Origin of the sequence: Thioclava sp. UBA3469 (genome assembly GCF_002378135.1) — a bacterium.
Taxonomy (GTDB): domain Bacteria; phylum Pseudomonadota; class Alphaproteobacteria; order Rhodobacterales; family Rhodobacteraceae; genus Thioclava; species Thioclava sediminum.
Genome location: NZ_DFRG01000180.1, coordinates 17,013 through 17,538, shown reverse-complemented (window position 1 = coordinate 17,538; position 526 = coordinate 17,013). Strand labels below are relative to the sequence as shown.

Genomic DNA, 526 nt, shown 5'->3' with positions numbered 1-526 from the left:
GGATCGACAGGGTTCTGTTCCGGCGCTGGAATGAATGGCTCATAGCGAACGTCCGCCATGGCACCGTCGAACCAGGCAGGCTGCACGTCACCATTGTTCCATTGGTAAAGGTAGCCAACCAGATTTTCAGATGTCTTGCAGAGGATGCGCATGATCGGTTCGCCAGTCAGGCGGGGCTTCGTGTTCATAATGCGTTCCTCCAAAATGGACCTCGTAACTCGTCACCACTGAGGTCTGAAATTCCCTATGACGCTCATTAGCGCCACGCTTTCCGCAACTGCAAGGCGAGCTTCCGCCGGTGGGCGAAAATCCACCGGCGAAACGCAAGTTATCTTTTCAGATAGGTATCTTACGGTTCATGCGGCGATGCAGCGCGAACCGCAATTTCTTCCAAGATTTTGTCGATCTCGCCCCATATGCGTGGTTCCACTTGGCCGCGGATCAGAGCCCATTTACTCAAGACGTCGAGGGGGTCGTGGTCCCGGAGGAGGACACCCAGGCTGGCCGCATCTACTGCCAGAGATGT

Annotated in this window: 1 protein-coding gene; it reads right to left on the bottom strand. The window is 55.5% G+C overall.

Features of this window, described 5'->3' with window-relative positions:
- Nucleotides 1-188: hypothetical protein (locus B3D39_RS13270; RefSeq protein WP_286789778.1), on the bottom strand; the 188-nt coding region annotated here is incomplete at its 3' end.
- Nucleotides 189-526: the final 338 nt, after the last annotated feature.